This window comes from Sulfuriflexus sp. (assembly GCF_032250955.1).
In the GTDB taxonomy this organism is placed as follows: domain Bacteria; phylum Pseudomonadota; class Gammaproteobacteria; order AKS1; family AKS1; genus Sulfuriflexus.
The window spans coordinates 59,598-84,562 of sequence record NZ_JAVVES010000001.1 but is presented as its reverse complement, the minus strand read 5'-3'; the positions used below and the strand labels follow the sequence as shown (position 1 = coordinate 84,562).

Here is a 24,965-nt window from a genome sequence, read left to right as displayed (position 1 = left end):
GGTCAGGTCTTGCAATCCAGCAATCCAATCCACTGCCCCGGAACAAGAGCAGGGGTTATTGTTTTGCAAGACCTGACCCCAAGAATGTGAAAAACAAACTCGGCATCACCGATCCGATTGAAATGGATAAAGCTGAGGCGCTGATTAAAGCAACGGGTGCGCTATTCCATGAAAAAATTATTGAGAGGTCGATTCAGGTTTTGTCGAAGTAGGATGAAAATAGCTGCTCGATACATCCGTAATTTGTTGGCTTACCGATTCGACGCTATAGGCTAATAATTCAAGGAGTAGGGTCACAATCGGGAATGGGTTTGTGGGCAATTGCCTGAATCCGGTATGGCAAGCCTGCAGCAGCTGTGCTAATTTCAGTAAAAGTATTGCTTTTTACTGAAAAAATATTGGCTAAGTTATTATGCAAAGCATTGATAATAAAATTATTTCCAGAATATACGGGCGCGGTAGGGGTTGGGTCTTTACCAAGACGGATTTTGTCGCCGAATTTGGTGAACCGAATATCCATAAGGCGCTTTCCAGCCTGGAGAAGTCGGGGAAAATCCGCAGGGTTTGCCGGGGAGTGTACGACTATCCCGCTTATAGCGAGCTGCTTGGGCAAATACTGAGCCCGGATCTGGATCAGGTCGCCCATGCGCTGGCGCGCAAGTTTAACTGGCATATTCTGCCTTCGGGCGATGCGGCGCTGAACCTGCTCGGGCTTTCGACCCAGGTGCCGGGCAAGTGGGTTTATCTGTCCGATGGCCCGAACCGTGAGTATGACATTGGCGGGCACATCCTGCAGTTCAGAAAAACGGCGCTGAAAGATACCCGTTTTAAGCATCGCATGAGTGGTCTTTTGGTGCAGGCCTTGAAGACGCTTGGCAAGGAACATGTCGATCAAAAATGTCTTGAAACCCTGTCGCGTCAACTGGACGGCAAGGACTGCGAGCGTATCTTGAAAGACACGCGCACCGTGACAGGCTGGATACATAAAATCATCAAACAGATCTGCGGTGAAGCGGGCTGATGGATAAAGTGGCGCGGCTTGGAGAACAGCAACGCGTCGAGCTGTTTCGGGAAACCGCGGCCACTCTGGGCATGACGCCCGCGATTGTGGAAAAGGATTTCTGGGTGAGCTGGATTTTAGGCCGTCTGTATCAGGATGCGGATCTGGCCCGGCTGTTGATGTTTAAAGGCGGCACCAGCTTGTCCAAGGTGTACGGCCTGATTGAACGATTTTCGGAAGACATTGATCTGATTCTGGATTGGCGCGAAGTGACGGCTGATAACCCAAGGGCGGCACGTTCCAAAAGCAGGCAGGCCGCATTGAATCAGGAAATAAATGAGAAGGCGAGGGAATATATCGCGGGCGATCTTTTGGCGATGGTAAGCAGGATGGTTGCAGGGATTTGTACTTGCGATATCGAAACGCAGGACCCGCACGTCATTAACATACGCTACCCCGGTGCATTTGATGATACCTATCTTCGCCCTGAGGTTCGCCTGAATCCAGCGGGGTCGGAGTCGCAGTCTACAGGTACTCGTGATCTGGTCATCAACGTCGCGGCTCGTTGTTCCGGCGAATTACCACGCCCACGCGACTCCGACCCCTTATCTGCTAACCATTTACCTATGCTGCCAAACTGCGACAGCCAGGGCGCTGGTTATCCCTGAGGGAGAGGGGATTAACAGCACAGCATTGACATGAGATATAAGGTATATTTCAGGCCAGATGTCATTGCGTAATTTCAATGTCAGGCGTGTTCAGCCAATGGCATGTGTTTTACTAGCCAGGCACCTCATGCAGAGTGAATAAAAATGTATAAATCATTAAGTAGCGTCTCTGAAAAATCTGGCTTGCCGCCGGGTTCACTCGTGCATGTTGGCGAGGTGCCGGCTGCCGCCACCAGGATCTCCATCCTGAACTACAGTAAAGATGCCTGTAAAGAGTATGTTGCGGTCGAGTCCATAGGCGAGGCCCTGCAGTTCAAGGGTACGGATTCGGTGACCTGGGTGAATATCGAAGGTCTGGCCGATACAGGCTTTGTCGAGTCTGTCGGTGAAGCCTTCGATATTCATCCGCTGGTTCTTGAAGATATATTGAATACCAACCAGAGACCGAAATTCGAGGAATATGATGATTACTTATTCCTTGTCCTGAAGGGCATGTATCTCGCCCCCGACAACGGCCTGATTGATTATGAGCAGGTCAGTATCCTGATTATAGATAATTTTGTTTTTACATTTAAGGAACGGCAGGATGACATTCTTGATGATCTGCAGAGCAGGATAAAATCCGCCAAGGGACGCCTCAGAAGCCAGGGCGCTGATTACCTCGCGTATAGAATCATTGACACGATTGTTGATTTGTATTTTTCAATTGAGGGCGTGCTCGATGACGAAATTGAATCAATTGAAGATGAACTGCTGACCAATCCGGATTTAGAGACACTGACCTCGATCATGCGAGTCAAGCGTGAATTACTGTATATACGCAAGGCCTCCTCGCCGTTAAGGGAAATGTTGCGTGACCTGTTGCGTTCTGAATCAGGCTTAATCAAGGATGAGACCACGATATATTACCGCGATGTATACGATCATGTATTGCGACTGACTGAGTCAATAGATACCTACAGGGACATACTCACCGGCCTGCTGGACATATATCATTCCAGTATCAGTAACAAAATGAATGAGATCATGAAGGTTCTGACGATCTTCGCCTCCATTTTCATCCCCCTGACATTTATCGCCGGCATCTATGGCATGAATTTTGAGTATATGCCTGAGCTTGAATGGAAGTGGGCCTATCCTTCCTTGTGGGGCGTTTTTATCGTCATCATCGTTGCCCTGGTGGTGTATTTCAGAAGAAGAAAATGGCTCTAATCCGGCCTTTCGTATCTTTCATGCGAGACAGTTAACGCGTTTTAAACCAGGCAGATCGAGACAAACCACAAGCCTTGCGCCTGTTTTACTCTTATGTGGTACCCCCTGTTTTTGCCGGTATAAAAATCCGGTAATGTCGAGAGACCGGTAAATGTTCATTTCAGCAGGGCAAGGCTTGCTCCAGCCTCCAGCATCACAGAATGAATAGATGAAACCTTGCCGGTTGCTTTCCTGGATACATGCGACGCCGATTAGTAAGCCGATGCAAGGGTATTACTCTCTATTATGCTGCCAATAGATACACTGTCTCTTACCAGCCTGATTGGCATTTTTCTGATTGCGGCGCTGTTTATCGGCATCTTCGGTGTCGCCATGACCCATGTCGCGCGCAAACTGGCCGCGGACAGCGGCATGGGCGAGGCCCTCATGGGCGCGTTATTTATCGGTGCCTCGACATCCCTGGCCGGGATCATCGCATCCGTTACCGCGGCGAGTAATGGTCATGCCGGGATAGCGGTCAGTAATGCCCTCGGCGGGATTGCCGTTCAGACCTGTTTTCTTGCCGTGGCAGATATGTTTTATCGCAAGGCCAACCTTGAACATGCCTCCGCCTCTGCGGAGAATCTGATGCTGGGCGCCTTTTTAATCGCCTTGCTGTCGATTAACCTGGTCGCCTTTGCCACCCCGGACCTGCAGACAGGCTGGATTCATCCCGCTTCAATTATCCTGATCGTGAGTTACCTGTTCGGGGTGCGCCTGTTATCCAGCATGCATACCATGCCGATGTGGCTGCCACACCGCACCCGCGAGACACGCATTGAAAAAGGTAACCAGCGACGCGGGAAGCACCGCTTCAATACGGCGCTGTGGCTACAGTTTCTTGCTTATACGTCGGTGGTCGGCCTGGCCGGTTGGACCATCTCCATCGCCGGCATGGCGATCGTCGCCAAAACCGGACTCTCCGAGGGACTGGTCGGTGGCGTGTTTATCGCGGTCTCGACGTCATTGCCTGAACTGGTCATTGCGATTACCGCGGTACGCCTGAACTCGCCCACCCTGGCAGTGGGCGACATTGTCGGTGGTAATGCATTTGATACCTTGTTTATCGCTGTTTCCGATATTGCCTACATCGAGGGTTCGATATATGCACACGTCTCGGTCGTGGAGGAGTTCTGGCTTGCCATCTCTATGCTTATGACAGGGATAATACTTATGGGGCTTCTACATAGAGAACGGCATGGCATTATCAATATAGGATGGGAGAGCTTTCTGGTCTTCATGCTGTATATAGGCAGCCTGCTGTATATCGCGATGTAGATGATGTTGTTAATTTAGTGATTTACATTTATTCAATTGAGGAGTATTGGTTATGTATAAACAGATATTATGGATTGCACTTGCATTCGTGCTGAGTAGTTGCGCAACAGAGCCGGGCTATCAGCAACAACAGGCGGGTATGGTCATCGGCGGTATTCTCGGTGGCGCGGTAGGTTCCCAGATTGGCAAGGGCAGTGGTCAGGCAATTGCTATTGTTGCCGGCACCCTGGCAGGTGCGGCGATTGGCGGCGCTGTCGGCCGCTCCATGGATGAAACCGATCGCATGAAAACCGCACAAACCCTCGAGACGGTTCGCACCGGGGTGCCTTCCTCGTGGCAGAATCCGGATACCGGTTATCAGTATTCAGTTGTCCCGACGCGTACCTATGAAACTGCATCCGGCCCCTGTCGCGAATATACACTGGACGCTCTCATTGGCGGCAAAGTAGAAAAGGTTTATGGAACCGCCTGTCGGCAGGCCGATGGGAGCTGGAAAGTACAGGATATTTAAAGCCGCTCGCGGCACTGTATTTAATCCTTCAAGCGCGCCGGCCAGGAGGATTACTAATAGCACAATTGACGCGTGTTACGAACAATAGAAATGTAATTGCTTGAGCAATCTGTCACCTGGAAAACCTGTCGAACGCATGTTGAAAGTCCTCGGGAACTTCCTGGCGTTACACAAAAGGTTCTTTAATCGCCAGCCACAGCCAAGGCCTTGCATACGATGTCTGCTGTCTCTATCCGATGTGGTTCATTCCAGGGAATGATGACCACCGTCCGGTACAGAGTCGGCAGCATTTTAAAAAAATCATTATGAATCTGGTTGAGGCAAGAATAATAAATTTGCTCAGGCTGGATAACGAGGAAAGGTATGCGTTCGGAAGTTGCCGACTTGGAGAATGTTCAGCACTGGTACAAGGATGCGATTATCTATCAGTTACACGTCAAGGCATTTCTTGACACCAACAACGACGGTATTGGGGACTTTCTCGGTTTAACCAAAAAGCTCGACTACATTCAGGATCTGGGCTTTAACACAATATGGCTGTTGCCCTTTTACCCCTCGCCGATGCGCGATGATGGTTACGACATTGGCGATTACCGGAATATTCACCCGGACTATGGGACACGCAAGCATTTCCGTTACTTCATGCGTGAGGCGCATCGGCGCGGCCTGCGGGTGATTACCGAACTGGTCATCAATCACACCTCCGATCAACACCCCTGGTTTCAGGCTGCACGCCACGCCCCACGCAATTCCGCCAAGCGTGACTTCTACGTCTGGAGTGATACTGACAAAAAGTTTCCTGAAACACGCATTATCTTCACCGACACCGAAACCTCGAACTGGGCCTGGGACCCGGTTGCCGAGCAGTATTACTGGCACCGTTTTTTTCATCACCAGCCGGACCTGAATCATAATAACCCGCAGGTGGTGAAGGCGGTCATCCGGGTTATGCGCTTCTGGCTCGACCTGGGTGTAGACGGCCTGCGTCTCGATGCGATTCCCTATTTGTGTGTCCGCGAGGGCACCACCAACGAGAACCTGCCGGAGACTCACGCCGTGCTCAAGCATATGCGCTCGGTCGTCGACGCCCATTATCAGCACCGTATGTTACTCGCCGAGGCCAACCAATGGCCCGAAGACGCTGCCGAATATTTCGGCAATGGTGACGAATGCCATATGGCCTATCATTTTCCGCTGATGCCGCGCATGTATATGGCGGTCGCGCAGGAAGACCGGCATCCGATCGTGGAGATCATGCAGCAGACCCCGGCTATCCCCGTCACATCGCAGTGGGCAATCTTTCTGCGTAATCATGATGAGTTGACCCTGGAGATGGTCACGGACCGTGAGCGGGACTACATGTATGAACGTTATGCCGCGGACCCGCGCATGCGCATTAATGTGGGTATCCGCCGGCGGCTCGCGCCGCTGATGGATAACGACCCCGACAAGATCAAATTGATTAACAGCCTGCTCATGTCCATGCCGGGCTCACCGATTATCTATTACGGCGATGAAATCGGCATGGGCGATAATTTCTTTCTCGGTGATCGTAACGGCGTACGCACCCCCATGCAGTGGAGCCCCGACCGGAATGCCGGTTTTTCCAGGGCTGATCCGCAGTTCCTGTTTCTGCCGCCGATCATGGATCCTATTTATGGTTACGAGGCGGTGAATGTCGAGGCACAGAACCGTGAACCGGCCTCGCTGCTCAACTGGATGAAACGCATTATCGCCGTGCGCAAGGCCCACCCGACCTTCGGTCGCGGCACGCTGCAGTTCCTGAGCCCCGGTAACCGCAAGATTCTTGCCTATGTGCGTGAGTTCAACGAGGACCCGATCCTGTGTGTCGCCAATCTGTCGCGCTCGGCACAGCCGGTAGAGCTTGACCTCGCCCGTTTCAGGGGTAAGGTGCCGATGGAAATGCTCGGCCGAACGGCCTTCCCGCCGATTGGTGACTTACCCTATCTGTTGACGTTGCCGGGACACGGTTTTTACTGGTTCCAGCTCGCCTCGAGCATGGCGGCTCCGGCCTGGCACGAGGAAGGCCTGCCACCAATCGAGCTGCCGGTGCTGGTGCTATTCGACACCTGGAGCAGCTTCTTTCCTGAACGGGTCGAGTCTGCACGCAAGTTGATGGCAGAGCGTCTGCGGGAACAATTGGAGGTCGAGATATTGCCGTATTTCCTCTCCAACCAGCGTTGGTTTGCCGGCGTAAGCCAGTCCTTGCTGCGCGTTGAAATCCAGAAACTGGAGATTCTCCCCGATAAGCATGAAGGCTGGTTATGGCTGTGGCTCAAGGTTCACTTTGTCGGCGGGGAAAGCAGCATGTATTCGCTACCCCTGGCTATTGGCTGGGGCGAACCGGAGGATGAACATCTCCACCCGGTATTGCCCTTTGCCCTCGCCAAGGTTCGTCAACAGGCGAAGGTCGGTTTTGTTTACGATGCGCTTTGTGACGAGGCCTTTTTTCAGGCGCTCATGAATGCCATGGCCAAACAGAGCGAACTGCCGTTCGGCAGCGGTCTGCTGCGGTTTTTTGTGACCAGCGCCTACTGGCAGATCGTCGCCGAGACAGAATTGCACAGCTTGCGACGTCCCCAGGTAGAGGGTACCAACAGCACGGTCATTCTTGGTGAGCGGCTTTTCCTGAAGTTTTATAGACAGCTACGTGAAGGACTCAACCCGGAACTGGAGATGGGCCGATTCCTGACCGAGGTTTCACCCTTTCCCAATATCTCGCCGCTGGTGGGGGCGATTGAATACAGTGACAGTGACGGTATGCCGGTGACGCTGGGACTGTTGCAGGGCTATATGGATAACCAGGGTGACGGCTGGACCTACTCCATCGAGTACCTGGAACGTTTTTACGATGACTGCCTGGCCCGTCCGCAAGCCATTGTTGAGAATGCCGTAGACCGACACGGCGACTACCTGTTGATGATGCGGACGCTGGGACAGCGTACAGGTGAATTACACAAGGCCCTGGCAGTGCATAGCGGCGACCCTGCCTTTGATCCCGAGCCCGTCCAGCCGGAGGATTTGCGTGCATGGGGTGAACAGGTGCGCACAGATGTGTCGACCACGCTGGAAAAACTGTCATCGCAGCATCAGGAGACACTGCCTGAAAATGTCAAGGCGGCTATTGACGAGTTATCAGGTGCAAAGCAGTCGTTGCTGGAACGTATCATCAACTTGACGCCTGAATCCCTGTCCGCGGTAAAGACCCGCTATCACGGTGACTATCATCTGGGGCAGGTATTACTCAGCGAGAACGACTTTATCATTATCGATTTCGAAGGTGAGCCGGCACGACCGATCACCGAGCGTCGTCACAAGCATTCACCGCTTCGGGACGTTGCCGGCATGTTGCGTTCATTGAGTTATGCCGGGGCGGTGGCGCTGGCTAACTGTACCGTGGAGCGTCCCGACGACAAGGCCCGCCTGCAGCCTTACCGGCGGGACTGGGAGGAGGTCGCTGCGAATGCCTTCCTGTCAGGCTACCGGGAAGGTGTGCAGGATTGTCCGTCATGGCCGCAAGACCCCGCACAGGCAAGCAAGCTTATCGAGCTTTTTGTCATTGAAAAGGCGCTTTATGAATTGCGCTATGAGCTCGACCATCGCAAGGACTGGATTGCTATCCCCGTGGCCGGTTTGCTGGAGATCGTGAACACACCATGGCAGGTTATAGAGAGGTAGGTATGAAAGAGAGAAGGCAGGGAACCAAGATAATGGCTTTCGTCATGGCGGGTGGCGAAGGCAAGCGTCTGCGGCCGCTGACCGAACACTGTTCGAAACCGGCCGTGCCGTTCGGCGGGCGCTATCGACTTGTCGATTTTGTCCTCAGCAACCTGGTGAACTCCGAAGTCCGTTCGATATACCTGCTTGTGCAATACAAGGCCCAGTCACTCATCGAGCACATTCGCAAGTCCTGGACGCTCTCGCCGTTGCTACCCGATCAGTTCGTGACCGTGGTGCCACCGCAAATGCACAATGGCAAGGGCTGGTTCGCCGGTACGGCAGACGCCGTTTATCAGAACCTTAACCTGCTCAAGGAACACCGCCCGGACATCGTGGCGGTATTTGGCGCCGACCATATCTATCGAATGGATATAAAGCAAATGATGTGGTTCCATCTGCACAGGCATGCCGATGTCAGCGTGGCTGCGATCCCGGTTCCGCTGGAGCAGGCATCGGACTTCGGCGTCATTGAAACAACAGATGAAAGCCAGATAACCGCTTTCCGGGAAAAGCCGAAACACCCGAAACCTATGCCGCGCGATCCGGCGCGAGCCTATGCCTCCATGGGTAACTACCTGTTTAATGCCGATGTTCTGATCGATGTCCTGGAAAAGACGCATGCGCGCGGCGAAACGGATTTCGGACATCATGTCCTGCCACGGCTATTGAGCACTCATCGTTTGTTTGCCTATGATTTTTCCTGCAATGAAGTGCCGGGTGTGAAGTCTTTTGAAGAGGCCAGTTACTGGCGTGATATAGGCACACTGGATGCCTATTTCACGGCGCACCAGGATGTGCTCGGCATGGAGCCGCGTTTCGATGCCTTCAATCCGCAATGGCCGATTTTCTCGAGTAACTATCAGGGCCCGGTCGCGCGGGTGATCGGCGGGAAAATCGACAACAGCCTGCTCGGTGCCGCCACCGTGGTCAATAACGCCACCATTCGCAATTCCATTATCCGTCGCGAAGCGGTCGTCGAGCCCGATGTTGAACTGGAGGATTGTATCATTATGGATTATGTCAGGATATGCAGGGGCGCGCGGCTGCGGCGAGTGATTGTTGATCGACACAATATCATCAAGGCCGATGCGCGTATCGGCTATGACGCGGAGGCCGACGCGCGTCATTATCACGTTACCGCGTCGGGGCTGGTGGTGGTGCCCGCCGGTGACGTCGGCTACTTCGCACGTGACCCGCGTCGTTATGGCCTTGCCTATGAAGAATGACATGCGTGCTGGAGCGGGGAAGATACAGCTGCCAATAGCTGGCTGCACAGACAGAGTCTGCCCGCTGTCAATCATACGGGAGGTGAGCCTGTGCCTGTTCGATGGCAACGGATGAGGCGGGGGCCAAAGAAGTACGCCGCCGGCGACGAGTCGTTGCACCGGCGGCATCGCATGCCCTTTGGCGCCGAGTTGCAGGATGATGGCCGGGTTCGCTTCCGTCTGTGGGCCCCGGCAGCCGGGCAGGTGGATCTATGCCTCGACAAGCCTGGCGGCGAGATCCTGTTGCCAATGCGCGTCGAGCCGGACGGCTGGTTTGGTCTGGAAACCGATCAGGCCGAAGCCGGTAGCCTTTATCGTTACCGGATCGATGCCGGGTTACGCGTACCAGACCCGGCCTCACGCTGCCAGAGCGGAGATGTGCACGGGGCCAGCGAGGTAGTGAACCCGGCATCCTGGCCATGGCGTGATACCGAATGGCATGGCCGACCATGGGAAGAGGCGGTAATTTATGAACTGCAGGTCGGCAGCTTCACCCCCCAGGGCAACTTCGCTGCGCTGAAGATCCGTCTGGACTACCTGGTGGCATTGGGCGTCACCGCCATCGAACTCATGCCCGTGGCTGATTTTCCGGGTGACCGTAACTGGGGTTATGACGGCGTGCTGCCCTTTGCCCCGGATAGTCTCTATGGTCGACCCGATGAACTCAAGGATCTAATTCAGGCCGCGCACCGGAAAAACCTGATGGTTTTTCTCGACGTCGTGTACAACCACTTCGGTCCGGAAGGCAACTACCTGCATGTCTATGCGCCGCAGTTTTTTACTGAACATCATCATACGCCCTGGGGTGCGGCGATTAATTTCGATGACAAGGACAGCGAGACAGTACGCCAGTTCTTCATCCACAACGCTCTTTACTGGCTCGAGGAATATCACCTTGATGGCCTGCGCCTGGATGCGGTACATGCGATTATTGATGATTCTTCGCCTGATATCCTCGAGGAGCTGGCCACGGCAGTCGCGCGGGGGCCGGGGCAGGAGCGTCATGTTCACTTGATCCTCGAGAATGATCACAACGCCGCGCATTACCTGGCTCGCGATGAGGATGCGAGGCCGCAACAGTATGTTGCGCAATGGAACGACGATATACACCACGCCATGCATAGCCTGCTCACCGGCGAGACTGATGGTTACTATGCTGACTATGCCAGCCGACCGGCGTGGTACCTGGGGCGTTGCCTGGCCGAGGGCTTTGCCTACCAGGGAGAGCCTTCTGTTTATCGTGACGGCGCTATGCGTGGTGAGCCCAGTCGCGGCTTGCCACCGACCGCGTTTGTTACCTTTTTACAGAACCACGACCAGGTCGGTAACCGCGCCTTTGGTGAACGTATCAGTATGCTGGCGTCTGAAGAGGCCGTGCTGGCCATGGTCGCGATAATGCTGCTGGCACCCTCGCCGCCATTGCTGTTTATGGGCGAGGAATTTGCAAGCAAACAGCCCTTTCAGTTCTTCTGCGATTTTGGTGAGAATATAGCCGACGCGGTCACTGAGGGTCGCCGCCGCGAGTTTGCCGGTTTCGAACGGTTTTCAGATCCCGAGGCGCGTGAAAGCATACCTGATCCGAATGCGCCGGCGACCTTTGCACGCAGCAAGCTGGACTGGGACAGCCTGGAGGATACGGCCCATTATGATTGCCTGTTGTTTTACCAGCGCCTGCTCGCCCTCCGTCATGAAAAAATTACTCCGCGCCTGCCGGGTATGCCGGGCGGCGAGGCTGAGTTTCGTCTGTTAGGTGAGTCGGGCCTGCGCGTCCAGTGGCGCATGGGGGACGGCTCGCTGTTGATACTAATGGCCAACCTGGCCGAGACAACACTGTCATTTACAAGGAAAGACCTGGCCGATGGCCGTGTCATCTATGTTTATCCGGCGACGCTCGAGACTGACCTGGCGGCGTACCGCTTGCCGCGCTGGTCGGTGGCCTGGTTTTTTCAGGAGCCGACAACATGAGTTCGCGGTCAATACTTGATCGCCTCTGTGAACAGTTTCATATCGCCTCCGAATACCATGACATATGGGGTAAGCGTCATGCCGTTAGTGAACGAACCCGGCGTGACCTGCTTGCGGCGATGGGCGTGCCGACACAGGGACGGGAAGCGATGCAACGGGCGCTCGCCGAGGCAGAGGCGGCAGACGGGTGTCGTGCGTTGCCGCCCGTGCTGGTTGCCCGGGAAGACGAGGCCAATATCAGTATCCGGGTTGGCGTGCCCGGCGAGGGCATGCAGCATCGTTACCGTTGGCAGATAGTAGAAGAGGACGGGGCCGGCAAGAGTGGTGAGTTTTACCCCGCCGAGCTGGTGGCATGGCAACAAGCGGCACCGGAAGTGGCCGGTTGGCAATACGGGTTACTGGTAATAGCGGAGCTGCCCGCTTGTGGTTATCACCATCTGGAGCTCCAGGATCTGGATGCGCCGGGTATTCCAGCGGCAAGTATGTCTCTCATTATCGCCCCGCGTCGTTGTTATCAGCCAGCGGCGATCCGCAATGGCGGGCGTGTCTGGGGGTCGTCTGTCCAGCTTTATGCGGTACGTTCGGCGCGTAACTGGGGGATCGGTGACTTTACCGATCTTGTGCGGCTGCTGGAATTCTCGGCACAGGTCGGTGCCGGGCTGTTGGGATTGAATCCGCTGCATGCCCTGTTTCCCGATGAGCCCGGGCGCGCGAGCCCCTACAGTCCATCGAGTCGCCTGTTTTTAAACATACTCTACCTTGATGTCGAGGCCGTGCCTGACTTCGCCGAATGTGATCAGGTCCAGCAGCAAGTGGCCGGCGAGGAGTTCCAGGCGAGGTTGCGGGCCCTGCGCGCAACTGAACTGGTGGACTATGAAGGCGTCGCCGCGGTCAAGCTTGAGACCCTTGAGCGTCTCTATATATATTTCCGGCAACAGCATCTTGCGACTGACAGCGAGCGCGCCCGGGCATTTCACCGCTTCCAGGAGGAGCAGGGTGAGGCCTTGCACCGGCATGCCCTGTATGAGGCGCTTCGGGTATGGCTGCACAAACGTGAGCCGAAAGTTCGCGGATGGCCGGACTGGCCAAAGGCCTACCGTGATCCGAATGCCGATGCAGTACTCGACTTTGCCGCCGGGCATCGCGAGGAGGTGGAGTTTTACGAATACCTGCAATGGCATGCCGAGTTGCAACTGCAGGAGGTGGGCCGTCATGCCTATGAACTGGGACTGGGCGTGGGCCTGTACCAGGATCTTGCCCTCAGCGTGGACAGGGCCGGCGCAGAGGCCTGGGGCAACCAGGATTTATATGCAGTGCGGGCGCATATCGGTTCGCCGCCGGATGAATTCAATCTCAAGGGACAGGACTGGGGCCTGCCACCGTGGCGGCCCGAACAACTGCGCGCCCGGGCCTATGCACCTTTCATTGCAACACTGCGGCAGAACATGCGCTCTGCCGGGGCCTTGCGCATTGACCATGTTATGGGCCTGTTGCGGCTGTTCTGGGTACCACAGGGAAAATCGCCGCAACAGGGCAGTTATGTGTTTTATCCCTTCGAGGAGATCCTGGGCATCCTCGCACTGGAGAGCCAACGCAACGAATGCCTTGTCATTGGCGAGGACCTGGGGACAGTCCCTGACGAGGTGCGCGAGGCACTGCCAGCGATGGGTGTCTTGTCATACCGGTTGTTGTTTTTTGAAAAGACCGCTGCTGGCTGTTTCAAGGCGCCGCATGAATATGAACTTGATGCGCTGGTAGCCGTCAGCACCCATGACCTGCCAACGCTGGCCGGTTTCTGGCAGGGAAGGGACCTGGAGCTTCGCGAGCAACTGCAATTATTTCCCCATCGCGCGCTGCGCGATCAGCAAGTCATCGCCCGCGCCGGGGACAGGGCACGCCTGTTAATGGCGCTTGAGCGAGAAGCCCTGCTGCCCAAAGGCATGAGTATTCAACCGTTGGCAACGCCGGTGATGACGCCGGAACTGGACGAGGCGATTCATTCTTACCTGGCACGCACACCTGCCAGGGTGATGGTGTTACAGCTTGAAGACCTGCTCGGGCAGCTGGATCAGGTCAACCTGCCAGGCACCACGGATCAGTATCCGAACTGGCAACGCAAACTGAGCCTGGATCTCGAGTTATGGCGTGAAGATGAGCATATCCTGGCAGTGGTCAGCGCGTTACGCGAGGAGCGGGGCTGTGCAGTCAATCCGCCCGTCTCTGTTTTGCCGTCCCGGACATTGCCGGCACAGGCCAATATCCCCCGCAGTACTTACCGCTTGCAGTTGCATCGCGGCTTCACCTTTGCACAGGCGGCTGAAATCGCGCCTTATCTGCACCAGCTCGGCATCAGCCACTGTTATACCTCGCCCTGTTTACAGGCGCGCCCGGGAAGCACGCATGGTTATGACATTATTGACCACGGCGCTCTCAACACCGAGCTCGGTGGCGAGGCCGGTTTTACCGGTTTCACAGATGTCCTGAAGCAACAACAGATGGGCCTGATCATGGACATGGTGCCGAACCATATGGGGGTGATGGGCAGTGACAATGCCTGGTGGCTGGATGTGCTGGAAAATGGCCCGGCATCGATTTATGCCGACTATTTCGATATTGACTGGACACCCTTGAAGGATGCGTTGCGTGGCAAGATCCTCGTCCCCGTCCTCGGCGATCACTATGGCAGCATCCTCGAACGCGGTGAACTGGAACTCGTATACGATCCTGACAGGGGATCCTTCTATGTTCGTTATTACGAACATGAATTGCCCATCGACCCGGGGGAATATCCGTATATTCTTGCGCATAACATCGATCAACTGGAGGAAAGACTCGGCGCCACTAACCAGCAACTGCTTGTTTACCAGAGCCTGATTACGGCGTTTGAGAACCTGCCCCGGCGATCGGAAACGGATGCGGCACAAATCGCCGAGCGGCGGCGTGACAAGGGCCTGCACAAGGCGAGCCTGACGCGTTTGTATCGTGACGCGGATATTGCCCATTTCATGGATGAGAACCTGCAAACATTCAACAGCCGGCATAATGTCGAATTGCTGCATGCATTACTCGAGCAACAGGCATGGCGTATAGCTTACTGGCGGGTGGCCACTGACGAAATCAATTACCGGCGCTTTTTTGAGGTTAACGAGCTGGCCGGTTTGCGGATCGAAAACCCGGCGGTCTTCGAGGCTACCCATGAATTGGTGCTGGAACTGATTGCCGATAACCGGGTGCAGGGCCTGCGCATCGATCACCCTGATGGCCTCTATGACCCGGGGAATTATTTTCGTCTCCTGCAGACACGCGTGGTCTCCAGGCAACCGGTCAGTGCCGGCGCCGGGACAGATGCTGCAGACAGGCCGCTTTACCTTCTGGTGGAGAAGATCCTCGCTGACCATGAACGGTTGCGCCAGGACTGGGCGGTACATGGAACTACCGGCTATGAGTTCGGCAGCCTCGTAAACGGTCTATTCGTTAATCCGGCAGCCGAGTTGAAGATGAACCGTGTCTATCGCGAGTTTATCAGTGATGATGTGCAGTTTGACAGGCAGGTTTATAGCAGCAAGAAGCTTATCATTCGCACCGCCCTGGCAAGTGAGCTCAATGTTCTCGCCCAGCAGCTTAGCCGCATCGCGGAACTGGACCGGCATACGCGCGATTTTTCATTGAGTGCCCTGCGTGAGGCCCTGAGTGAGGTGGTTGCCTGGTTCCCCGTTTACCGGACTTATATCAGTGCGGAAGGGAGTAGCGAGGCGGATCGGCATTACGTGGACTGGGCGGTGAATGTCGCCAGGAAAAGAAGCCGTGCCGCGGATACCTCGGTTTATGATTTCGTCCGCGAGGTATTATTGTTTGATATTGCGGAAGGCAAGAGCGAGGAATACCGGCAACGCATACTCGCCTTTGCCATGAAGTTCCAGCAATATACCGGCCCGGTCATGGCCAAAGGTTTCGAGGACACCACCTTTTACCGCTATAACAGGTTGCTCTCCTTGAATGAAGTTGGCGGCGAACCGGTTCGGTTCGGCGTTTCCGTGGCGGCTTTTCATCACCAAAACCTGGAGCGCTCGCAGAACTGGCCGCATGCCATGCTCACGACCTCCACCCATGACAGTAAACGCAGCGAAGATGTGCGTGCGCGTATCAATGTACTTACCGAAGTACCCGACATATGGCGTGGCTATGTCAAACGCTGGGCACGGATAAACCGTTCCCGGAAACGCATGCTGAATAAACGGCTGGCGCCATCCCGCAATGATGAGTATCTCTTTTATCAGACCCTGGCAGGGGCCTGGCCACTGGAGGAGCTTGATGCGGCCGCGCTGGCCGGGTTCAGGCAACGCATGCAGGACTACATGCTCAAGGCGGTAAAGGAGGCCAAGTTGCACACCTCGTGGATCAATCCCGATATCGAATATGAGCAGGCCGTAGTCGACTTCGTCGCGGCATTACTCGGTGATATGGAGAAGAACCCTTTCCTTGCTGATTTCCAGTCATTCCAGGGGCCGCTGAGTCGGGCGGGACTGTTTAACAGCCTGGCCCAGTTGGCACTTAAATTCACCTCGCCGGGCATGCCGGATATCTATCAGGGTAACGAGTTGTGGGACCTCAGCCTGGTCGATCCGGATAACCGCCGGCCGGTCGATTATGGCTGCCGCCGTGACTTGCTCGACGGGCTGCAGGCGGCGCTGAAAGATAACCGGGCTTTAACGGCGATTTGTGACGAGCTTGTCGATCACATCGAGGATGGACGCGCCAAGTTATACCTGACCTGGCGCAGTCTGCAACTGCGGCACAGCCAGGCCGAATTATTCCAGGTGGGTGAATATGTGCCGCTGACGGTCTCGGGTACGTACGAAGAGCACCTGTGCGCCTTTGCCCGCGGCCATGCCGGACAATGGGTAATAACCGTGGTGCCGCGATTGATCTATACGCTTGGCGGTGGCGGTGCCCCGCTTGGTGAAGGGGTATGGGCCGATACCTGCATCGAGTTACCAGCCGCTGACTGGCGTAACTGGCTGACCGGCGAAGAGTATCAGGCCGAGGCCGGTAACAGCTCGTGGCGCTTGCCGGTAGGGCAGGTCCTGCGCCACTTCCCGGTGGCATTTCTACTCGGGCAACAGGGGGCTGCCCCGGATCCAAATGAATAGCCAGGAGACCGTCCAACAACCTGATGAGGCTATAGTCGAGGCCCTGCGGCTGCTGGGTAAGCGGCGGCTGGCCCTGGCCATACATGATGCCAGTTTCCCAGGCCTGGCGAGTGAGGATATCGGTCGTGGTTCACCCTATAGCGAAGGGGCGAAACAGTTTCTTGCCTTTGCGCGTCGTCTCGGCTTTGACGCGGTGCAGCTCGGGCCGCAAGGACAGACCGCCCGCGATAACCCTTCACCCTATGATGGCACGCTGTTTTCCAGAAATATTCTAAACCTCGACATTGTCGCGGTGGCAAACGCCCCGGGCGGTCTGCTTGGCAAGGGCAGCCTTCGACATCTGCTTGCGGGGAGCCGTCGTGATAGCGCCCACAGTGATCACCGTTATGCCTTTGATGCCAGTCACGCGGCGCTGGATGAGATTTACGATAACTTTATCGAGCGTCTTACGCAGGGAGATGCCTCGGCCATTGACCTCAAGGCGGAGTTGACCGCCTTTGCTACCCGGCAGGCTGACTGGTTAGACGCGGACGCGCTTTACCACGCACTGGCCGCTGCACATGGTGGCCGTCACTATCGCGACTGGCCGGTGTTCAATGAAGACTGCACCGAGCGTGATCTTTATCGGCCCGCCCCGGGACAGGAAGACCATTGCGCCTCGCGGCGCGCCGTTTTGCAACACCGTTATCAAATGGCCATCGAACGTTACCAGTTGGGCCAGCTTCTCCTTCACCGGCAGCATGCGCAGTGGCGCGCGCTGCTCAATGGCTGGGGCTTGCGCCTCTATGGTGATTTGCAGGTCGGGTTGTCGCCGTGTGATGCCTGGAGTCGGGGGGCATTTTATCTTCAGGACTATCGAATGGGTGCGCCTCCCAGTCGCACCAATCCGCTCGGTCAGCCCTGGGGCTATGGTGTATTTAACCCTGAACAGTATCTCGAGCCACGCGGTGAACCCGGGCCGGTCATGCGTTTCCTGCTGGCGCGGGTCAACAAGATGCTGACCGAGTTTGACGGTATCCGCATTGATCATCCGCATGGTCTGGTCTGTCCCTGGGTTTACCGTAATGATGACCCCGATCCGTATCATGCCGTTCAGCATGGAGCGCGGCTGTTTTCTTCGCCGCAGTTGCTGGAACACCCCGGCCTGGCCCGTTACGCCATCGTCACGCCGGAGCAGTTGAATACCACGGTGCCCCGTTACGCAGATGACTGGGTGCAGTCGTTACAACGTCTGCAGGTGGAACGCTATGCCTTGCTCCTGGATACCGTCGTTGATGCGGTGCGCGCCCATGGCGCATCAAACGAGGATGTGCTCTGCGAGGTGTTGAGTACCCTGCCTTACCCGCTGGCGCGGGTCATTGCGCGCCAGGGCCTGGGCCGTTTCCGGGTGACGCAAAAGGCAGACCTCGACAACCCGCTCGATGTGTATCGCAGTGAGAACGCACATGCCGAAGACTGGATTATGGTGGGGAACCATGACACCCCGCCTGTCTGGCACCTGGTCAGACAATGGGTTAATAATGGCCAGGCGGGAGAGCAGGCCCGCTATCTCGCGCAGCGACTCGTTGTCGAGGAAGAAAGGGAGGCCTTTGCGAAAACACTGGCCAGCGACTGGCGTAAACTTGCACATGCCAGGCTGGCGGACATCTTTGCCAGCCCGGCGGCACACGTCATGGTATTTTTTGCGGACCTGCTGGGCCTGGAAGAGATCTACAATCGGCCAGGGATAACAGACCCCGGCAACTGGACATTGCGTGTGCCGCAGGACTATGCGACACGTTATGCCGAGGCTGTCACCCGTGGCGAGGCATTGAATCTGCCCTGTGTGCTGGCCCTGGCGCTACGCGCGCAGGGCGAGGAGGTTGCGCAGACACACGCTGCGCTGATTGCCCGCCTGCAGGCACTGGCTGGCTGGTCGATCACGTAAACGACGGGCAGAAAAATAATACAGCGCGGCGCGACTCAGTCAGGGGTTATCCGGGTCGCAGCTTCCCTGTCTTACCCACAGGCCTTTCTCGCAATGCAACAGGATGCCGGTACTGCTGCATACATAGCTACCGTCTTCGTAAACCAGATCATTAAACAGGCAGCTTGGCAGCTCATCCATTTCCTGGGCGAGCACCTCGTATTCGTCATCGAACTCATCGAGGATGGGCGAGGTCTTCAGCTCGGGGTCAGGTGAACCGACTGCGACAGGTGTGTGTAGGGTGACCATGTTTTTGATCCTTGATATGTTGGTAAGTGCTGCGCGAAGGCCGGGACGGCTTATGCCTCATCCGGTATACACATAAAAAGTATAGCGTCTCAAAGCCATGGCATAAACAAGTAGAAGATCTTATAGCCAGGGCTTGATGATGGCCGCAAGGCCTTGTGGCAGATATTCCCGAGTCCATTCCATGCTCCTTTCTTGTTTTGCGGGTGTAAGGCCGAAACGAGGGTGATAATATGTGCACACCGGCGCTTGATAGAAGCTCACGGGAGCTGCCCTTAAATGGGCAAGAGCGCTTACTTATGAGGAACGATGACTTGCCGTATAAATTGATACGCCCGGGTGATCTGCTTCTGCCCGGGGTGGTGTACAAGCTTATTTGTTCCTGCCTGTTTGTGTTCGTTGCCAGCGCCACCGTGCAGGCCCAGCCCCGCAGTATTGTCAGCCTGTCACCGCATGTCACCGAGCTTTTATATGCAATTGGCGCGGAGCAGCAGCTTGTGGCGACTGTTGCCTACAGCGATTATCCGCGCGCGGCAAAAATGCTGCCCAGGATCGGTGATGTTTACCAGCTCGACTGGGAACGCTTGCTGGAGATGCATCCGGATCTGGTCATCGGCTGGCAGGATGGCACCCCGGCAAACGTGCTTGCCCGTGTCGAGGCAATGGGGCTACCGCTGGCGCTTGTCAGGGTGGAAAAACTTGAATCAATAGCCGCGCAGTTGCGGCAACTCGGCAAGCTGACTGGCAGATCAGTCGCGGCGGACGCCGCAGCGAAAGATTTTCTCGTGGAGCTGGCCGCACTGGAGAGCCGCTATGCCGGACGGCGTCGTGTAAAGGTATTTTACGAGATTGATCACCAACCGCTGTTTACCATTAATGAGCGGCAAATCATCAGCGATGCGATAAGCCTGTGCGGTGGGGTGAATATCTTTGCCGGGCTTGATGTGCTCGCCCCGCAGGTGAGTATGGAATCTGTCCTCAAGCGTGATCCCGAGGTCATTGTCTATGCCGGCACCGTGGCAGCGGCTGAAGACGTGTTCGCTGACTGGCGGCGCTGGCCGCGACTGGCTGCCGTCAGGCATGAGCAGCTGTACAGGGCCGACCCGGATCTGATGAATCGCCCGACACCGAGAATGCTCCAGGGGGTCCGGCACTTGTGCGAGCTTATTGACAGGGCGCGCTAGAAGGTCACAGCAACTCGTATCGGACCGGTAATATCAGATCCATGCTATTGCCATTCAACAAGGCGATAGCCTGGGGCAGTATCGCGACCTTGTTCAGGCTTTTTATGGCGGCATCATCAAGCAGCCCGTAACCTGAACCCTGCACCACCCGAACCCGAGACAATCTGCCGTTGGCCTCGATACGCAATCCCAGCCTGACCTCGCCCTGCCAGCCATGCCTGATGGCCAGACGCGGGTAATGAAACTGCAAGGCAAATGCCTGCTGCAGATTGGCCTGCATCAAACTGGCTGTTTTGGCAGTCAATGACAAGGACTGTTCTGACGATAGCGCAATCGAATGCTGGCTGCTGATAGCGGCGGTCTTTATCGCTGTCTGTGACGTGGCTTCAGGTAGAGCGGTTGGCCTTTGACGATGAGTATCGAGCTTATGCGGTTGTGGTGGCCCTTCGGCTTGTTGTTGCAGTTTCTGTTTCGGCGTCTTCAGGTCATCCGGCACAGGCCCGGGAGGGACTATATCGTTAACCGTGACCGCGGTCGTTACGGTTTCGATCGGTGTCTTGAGCGCTTCGAGGTGTTGCCCGCTGCTTGCCGGTGAGGATGCCTGGATGCTGACCGTGAAAGGTGAACCGGCCTGCAGTCGTGCAGGTTGCTCAAAGCTGACCAGCCCCAGCACGGCTGCATGTAATGCAGCCGATGCCAGGAAAAGTATGCTGATCGTTTTCGTCATATATTATTGATTAGTCGAATAACGTAACTCAAGGAAAACAGCCCGGTCACGTGATGAGTAATTACCAGCACCGGTTGCCGCCAGGGCATATTCCTTGTCGAACAGGTTTTCGACGCGCGCGTTGAAGGCTAACGTCTTATCCAGCTTGTACGAACCGGTCAGGTTGGCAAGTGTATAGCCTGGCAGGCGAACACTATCAAAGCCTGAATTATCACGTGAACTCGTCGTCAGGATATCCAGTCCGAGGCGGTAGTTATTACGCGTGTAACCGAAGGCAGTGGTCAGGCTGCGTTTGGCACGGCGTGACAGCTGCTCGTCATTATCGAGGTTTTCAGGGTCCTGGGCGATGGCTTCAACACGAATATCCCACGGCGCGGCGGTATACTGCCAGGCAGCCTCGATACCGCGGATGCGCGCCTTGCCGATATTCTGCAGGACAAAGCTGCCGTCGAAATCGATCAGGTTATGGATCCGGTTGTTAAACAGGCTGAGGCTGTACTGGTTGCGGCTGTCCGGCTTGTAGCGAAGTCCGAGTTCGACATTGCGTGACTCTTCCGGTTCCAGATCCGGGTTACCACTAAAGGCAATAAAACGGTCAGTGCTGTCGGGGGCACGAAAGGCGGTGCCAACACCGGCCAGTAATCGTAGTCCCGGGTTCAGTTGATAGCCGTATTCCACATTCCAGGTATCATAATTACCAAAACTGCTGTGATCACTGTGGCGGGCGGCAAGGAGTAGCTGGTGGTTGCCATAGCTGATGTTGTCTTGCACGAAGACGGCATCCGTGTCGGTGTCGACATCAAAGGCACTGCCGAAACTCAGGCTGTCGGTTTGTTCACGGGACAGGCTGATACCGGCAGATACAAGGTGGTGCCGGTTTACCTCGATGTCATTTTGCCAGTCGAAGACGTTACGCCGGGTGCGGACATAATCGACGGATTGTGTTTGCTGTATATCATCAAGGATATGGCTCAGCTTGAACGTTGTTGACCAGTTGTCTGTTGGTGCGGTCTTGAAGGTGAGCGCGGTTGCCGTATTCCGGAAATCCTGGTCAAGCGGCGGGTAGGGCGCAAAAAAGGTGTTTACGTACTCCGAGTTACCGGATGCCTGCCAGTGACTCAGTTCGATGTCTGTGCCGCTGCCGAGGGTAAGACCGGCAAAGGTATTGATGCTCAGGTTCTCAAAACCACGGTCTTCAGTGGACACAACCAGTGGTGCGAAGCCTTCAGTCTGTTCGACTTTGAACTGCAAACCGGCGCGTAGCCTGTCATCGGCATAGCGTAAACCGGCACCGAGGCGACGAGTCTGGTCGGCACCGAAACCGAGCTGCGCATCCACCGTGGTGCCGGCGGGCGCCCGGCGGGTGATGATATTAATGACCCCGCCAATGGCCTCCGAGCCATACAGGGCTGAACGCGGACCCTTGACGACCTCAATACGTTCGATCATTTCCGGGTCAATATTATTGAGTGCGGCACCGCCAGTGGTGCCGGGGTTGATCTTGACGCCATCAATCATGACCAGGGTGTGATTACTTTCTGTACCACGAATAAATAACGAAGTCACCGAACCGGGATTGCCGTTGCGGGCAATATCCAGGCCGGCATGGAAGCGCAACAGATCAGCGATATCCACTGCCTGGCTGCGTTCGATTTCATCACGGCTAATGACGATCACCGGTGCCAGCGCCTCATCAACGGTTTGCACCGTACGTGAGGCGGTAACAATCACCGGCTCGAGGTTTTTTTGATCGGCAGAAACGGGTGAAATGGCCGCCAGAACGAGACTGGTCAGCAGGGCCTTGTGAAACTTGTGCATACTTACTCCGCATAACATGTATGTGCACGCCCGCACTTACGAGTTTAAAAAGACAGTGCGAAGGGAGTAATGAGACAGTGCCGGAAAAGTGCAATGCCCGCTATAGTCGCCCGCCGCAACGTGTCGCTGGATTGCATCGGGCCGGTCTCCGGGCTTACGAGGGGTTTGTTCCGGGTCTGTCGCCTTCCCATGTTAAACAATGTTTAAACACAGTGGCTGGATGACAGGCCTTAACTCGATCACCGTTGCGGGGGCAGCGTCGGAATAAATAACACATTGGGTGCATCGCACCGACTTCCCGTTTCACTCCGTGGACTGGTATGTCATTAGGAGCACCTGATGCAGGTGTGGGGATATTAGGGTTATTGGCATGTGTAGTCAATGCCGGGCATTGCGTAATTTATAAAATCAACCGCTTATGATTGAATGTGCCGGCGGCGTAGTGGACGGGTTTATGCCGGCAGCCAGGCGCTACGCTTGCCTGCTTGCAGGCAACACATCGGATGGCCATAGAGGCGGGAGAGGTTGGCTTCGTTGAGGACTTCATCGCGTGGTCCGGCGATCACCTCGGCATTGCCGTATAACAACAATAAATGGCTGCAATAGCGGTTGGCAAGATTGACGTCATGCAGGCTCATGCACAGACTGTTGTCATGCACCTGCACATGCTGCACCAGTCGATCGAGCAGGCGGATTTGCTGGTGCGGGTCGAGATGGTTATGCGGTTCGTCAAGCAGCCAGAGTTGCGGTGACTGAACCAGTAACGAGGCGATAGCCAGACGCTGTTGCTCGCCACCGGAGAGGGTCAGCACATTACGCTGTGCCAGCTCTGCCAGACCGACGCTGGCGAGGGCCTGTAAGGCGAGCTGCCGGTCAGCCTCTGTTTCAAACTGCCAGGCATGCAGGTGCGGATGGCGGCCGGCAAGGGTGGATTCGATGACCGTGCCTGGAAACTCTTCATACTGACTTTGAAAGAGTACGCCCAGTTGTTGCGCAATGCGCCGCCGGCTCAGGGTGGTGAGTGGCTGGTCATTGAGCAAGACCCTGCCGGCGTTCGGTTCGCGTAAGCCGGCCAGGGTATGCAGCAGGGTGGTTTTGCCGGCACCGTTCATGCCGAGCATGCCCCATATCTCACCGGCCTGCATCTGCCAGTCGAACCGGCTGCAGATATGCACGTTGCCGATCCTGACGTCGAGTTCCCGGGCGGCGAGTGTGTTCATCGTTGTTGGCCGCGATAAAGCATGAGCAGGAACAGGGGTACACCGATGGCCGCTGTCATGACGCCAACCGGGAGCTGGGTCGGGGCGACAATGGCACGGGCGAGGGTGTCGGCCAGGACGAGCAGGCTGCCACCGAGCAATACCGCACCGGGTAATATCCAGCGGTGCTGGCTGGTACCGATAATCAGGCGGAGCAAATGCGGGACGATCAGGCCGACAAAGCCGACAGTGCCGGCAAGGCTGACGGCAATGGCTGTGCACAGGGCGGCCAGGGTATAGATGAGCCACTGACTCTGGCGGATATTAACGCCGAGGGCAGCGGCCTGGAGTTCACCGCGTTGCAGGATATCGAGTCGGCGCAGCAATGGCAGGCAGAGTAAAAAGATCACGCCCAGGGCGAGCAGCGCCGTCCATGATTGCTGGCTGTGGGACAAGTCGCCCATCAGCCAGTAGAGCATGCCGCGTAAGCGGGTTTGCGGGGCAATGACGAGCAGGAAACTGATCAGGGCGCCCCAGCCGAAGGCGACCACGACACCGGTCAGCAACAGGCGGTTGCTGGTCCAGCTACCGCGACCGTGCGCAAGGCTGAAGACGAGCAAGGTGGATAACAAGGCACCGACGAAGGCGCTCCCCGGTATCCAGATCCCGCCGAGCCCGGCCAGCAGGGCAAAGAGTGCAAACGCGGCCGCCCCACCGGAGGTGCCAAGGATATAGGGATCCGCCAGCGGGTTACGTAACAAGACCTGCATCAGCACACCGGCTGTGGCGAGCAGCCCGCCGGCGGCAAAGGCACTGGCTGCCCGTGGCCAGCGAAGTTGCCAGAGGATATCGTGCCGGGCGGAATCCTCCGCGGTAAACAAGCCACGGAGTAATTGTTCAAACGAATAGTCGATGCTGCCGACTGCCATGGCGGTCAGCAGGCTGGCCGGTGCCAGCAACAGCAGGAAGAGTGTAATGAGAGGGCGCGAATTGATC

The 24,965-nt window shown here is 56.1% G+C and carries 18 protein-coding genes and 1 riboswitch; of the genes, 12 read left to right on the top strand and 6 right to left on the bottom strand.

What is annotated here, in order from left to right:
- Nucleotides 1-86: 86 nt before the first annotated feature.
- A complete protein-coding gene (locus RQ738_RS00350) occupies nucleotides 87-212 on the top strand; it encodes a hypothetical protein (RefSeq protein ID WP_314161376.1) in 126 nt (41 codons plus the stop codon).
- A gap of 68 nt (nucleotides 213-280) precedes the next feature.
- Here the strand turns inward: RQ738_RS00350 and RQ738_RS00345 are convergent, their stop codons facing one another.
- Nucleotides 281-520 (bottom strand): hypothetical protein, encoded by a 240-nt coding sequence (locus tag RQ738_RS00345; RefSeq protein WP_314161385.1) that lies wholly within the window; start codon nucleotides 518-520, stop codon nucleotides 281-283.
- Between RQ738_RS00345 and RQ738_RS00340 the strand changes: the two genes are divergently transcribed.
- The 10 genes from RQ738_RS00340 (at nucleotide 413) to RQ738_RS00295 (ending at nucleotide 18,756) form a co-directional block, all read left to right on the top strand.
- Complete coding sequence (locus tag RQ738_RS00340) at nucleotides 413-1,021, top strand: DUF6088 family protein (RefSeq protein WP_314161375.1); 609 nt, start codon at nucleotides 413-415, stop codon at nucleotides 1,019-1,021. The genes RQ738_RS00345 and RQ738_RS00340 overlap by 108 nt on opposite strands.
- Nucleotides 1,021-1,668 (top strand): nucleotidyl transferase AbiEii/AbiGii toxin family protein, encoded by a 648-nt coding sequence (locus RQ738_RS00335; RefSeq protein WP_314161374.1) that lies wholly within the window; start codon nucleotides 1,021-1,023, stop codon nucleotides 1,666-1,668. The genes RQ738_RS00340 and RQ738_RS00335 overlap by 1 nt, the downstream gene beginning before the upstream one ends.
- A gap of 144 nt (nucleotides 1,669-1,812) precedes the next feature.
- Nucleotides 1,813-2,880, top strand: a complete 1,068-nt coding sequence (gene corA, locus RQ738_RS00330) for a magnesium/cobalt transporter CorA (RefSeq protein WP_314161372.1) — start codon at nucleotides 1,813-1,815, stop codon at nucleotides 2,878-2,880.
- 285 nt (nucleotides 2,881-3,165) lie between these two features.
- Nucleotides 3,166-4,197 (top strand): sodium:calcium antiporter, encoded by a 1,032-nt coding sequence (locus tag RQ738_RS00325; RefSeq protein WP_314161370.1) that lies wholly within the window; start codon nucleotides 3,166-3,168, stop codon nucleotides 4,195-4,197.
- 52 nt (nucleotides 4,198-4,249) lie between these two features.
- Entirely contained in the window at nucleotides 4,250-4,708 is a 459-nt protein-coding gene (locus RQ738_RS00320) for an RT0821/Lpp0805 family surface protein (RefSeq protein WP_314161367.1), read from the top strand.
- 363 nt (nucleotides 4,709-5,071) lie between these two features.
- The gene (gene treS, locus RQ738_RS00315; RefSeq protein WP_314161365.1) at nucleotides 5,072-8,407 is read left to right on the top strand and encodes a maltose alpha-D-glucosyltransferase; all 3,336 of its coding nucleotides are present in this window, start codon (nucleotides 5,072-5,074) and stop codon (nucleotides 8,405-8,407) included.
- Nucleotides 8,408-8,409: 2 nt separating this feature from the next.
- The gene (locus RQ738_RS00310; protein ID WP_314161364.1) at nucleotides 8,410-9,675 is read left to right on the top strand and encodes a glucose-1-phosphate adenylyltransferase; all 1,266 of its coding nucleotides are present in this window, start codon (nucleotides 8,410-8,412) and stop codon (nucleotides 9,673-9,675) included.
- Nucleotides 9,676-9,846: 171 nt separating this feature from the next.
- The gene (gene treZ / locus RQ738_RS00305) at nucleotides 9,847-11,679 is read left to right on the top strand and encodes a malto-oligosyltrehalose trehalohydrolase (RefSeq protein WP_314161361.1); all 1,833 of its coding nucleotides are present in this window, start codon (nucleotides 9,847-9,849) and stop codon (nucleotides 11,677-11,679) included.
- Complete coding sequence (locus RQ738_RS00300) at nucleotides 11,676-16,829, top strand: malto-oligosyltrehalose synthase (protein ID WP_314161359.1); 5,154 nt, start codon at nucleotides 11,676-11,678, stop codon at nucleotides 16,827-16,829. Before treZ ends, RQ738_RS00300 begins: the two co-directional genes overlap by 4 nt.
- Nucleotides 16,822-18,756 carry a 4-alpha-glucanotransferase gene (locus RQ738_RS00295; protein WP_314161358.1) on the top strand — a complete coding sequence of 645 codons (1,935 nt, stop codon included), beginning with the start codon at nucleotides 16,822-16,824 and terminating at the stop codon, nucleotides 18,754-18,756. Before RQ738_RS00300 ends, RQ738_RS00295 begins: the two co-directional genes overlap by 8 nt.
- 39 nt (nucleotides 18,757-18,795) lie before the next feature.
- Here RQ738_RS00295 and RQ738_RS00290 read toward each other — a convergent pair whose 3' ends face one another.
- Nucleotides 18,796-19,044, bottom strand: a complete 249-nt coding sequence (locus RQ738_RS00290) for a hypothetical protein (protein WP_314161356.1) — start codon at nucleotides 19,042-19,044, stop codon at nucleotides 18,796-18,798.
- A 296-nt stretch (nucleotides 19,045-19,340) separates the two neighbouring features.
- Between RQ738_RS00290 and RQ738_RS00285 the strand changes: the two genes are divergently transcribed.
- The gene (locus RQ738_RS00285) at nucleotides 19,341-20,225 is read left to right on the top strand and encodes a cobalamin-binding protein (protein ID WP_314161354.1); all 885 of its coding nucleotides are present in this window, start codon (nucleotides 19,341-19,343) and stop codon (nucleotides 20,223-20,225) included.
- A 4-nt stretch (nucleotides 20,226-20,229) separates the two neighbouring features.
- Here the strand turns inward: RQ738_RS00285 and RQ738_RS00280 are convergent, their stop codons facing one another.
- The 4 genes from RQ738_RS00280 to RQ738_RS00265 all read right to left on the bottom strand — a co-directional run bounded on the left by RQ738_RS00280 (nucleotide 20,230) and on the right by RQ738_RS00265 (nucleotide 24,898).
- A complete protein-coding gene (locus RQ738_RS00280; RefSeq protein WP_314161353.1) occupies nucleotides 20,230-20,952 on the bottom strand; it encodes a TonB family protein in 723 nt (240 codons plus the stop codon).
- Nucleotides 20,953-20,955: 3 nt separating this feature from the next.
- The gene (locus RQ738_RS00275; RefSeq protein WP_314161352.1) at nucleotides 20,956-22,770 is read right to left on the bottom strand and encodes a TonB-dependent receptor domain-containing protein; all 1,815 of its coding nucleotides are present in this window, start codon (nucleotides 22,768-22,770) and stop codon (nucleotides 20,956-20,958) included.
- Nucleotides 22,771-22,891: 121 nt separating this feature from the next.
- Nucleotides 22,892-23,125: riboswitch (cobalamin riboswitch) on the bottom strand.
- 97 nt (nucleotides 23,126-23,222) lie between these two features.
- Nucleotides 23,223-23,990: an ABC transporter ATP-binding protein gene (locus RQ738_RS00270; RefSeq protein WP_314161350.1), complete on the bottom strand. Its 768-nt coding sequence runs from the start codon at nucleotides 23,988-23,990 to the stop codon at nucleotides 23,223-23,225.
- Nucleotides 23,987-24,898: a FecCD family ABC transporter permease gene (locus tag RQ738_RS00265; protein WP_409929502.1), complete on the bottom strand. Its 912-nt coding sequence runs from the start codon at nucleotides 24,896-24,898 to the stop codon at nucleotides 23,987-23,989. Before RQ738_RS00265 ends, RQ738_RS00270 begins: the two co-directional genes overlap by 4 nt.
- Nucleotides 24,899-24,965 lie beyond the last annotated feature (67 nt).